Annotated in this window: 1 pseudogene; it reads right to left on the bottom strand. The window is 56.5% G+C overall.

Annotation, left to right across the window (positions count from 1 at the left end):
- Positions 1-333: pseudogene (locus EXE42_RS19900) on the bottom strand (ABC transporter permease); the annotation flags it as partial.

Here is a 333-nt window from a genome sequence, read left to right as displayed (position 1 = left end):
ACGCCGAGTTGCCCCAGTGGCACGGAGCACAGCAAACGGTTTGCGCTGGATGTACACTAACGATAAGAGCAGATTCAATGCGAGCATCCCACCAGCAACTACACCTAACACCACAAGGCTCGTACCGGCAGCGAGTACAACCGCCTGCTGTTGGAGGACCTCGACGAACTGCTCTTGGTTCGTGCGGAACGTATACTCGGGATATGCGGTGGCAAGGTCTTTTCGAACGGCCTCGCGGTCGGCACCGTCGACAGTGCTGATGGTAATCAGGGTTGCGCTATCATCATACGCATTACCAGTAAGCGTCTGGAGTTCGCTCAGCCGCAGGGTAAC

Source organism: Halorubrum sp. SP3 (genome assembly GCF_005435195.1).
In the GTDB taxonomy this organism is placed as follows: domain Archaea; phylum Halobacteriota; class Halobacteria; order Halobacteriales; family Haloferacaceae; genus Halorubrum; species Halorubrum sodomense.
Note: the sequence above shows the minus strand (reverse complement) of the source record. Positions and strands in the feature narration are given on the sequence as shown.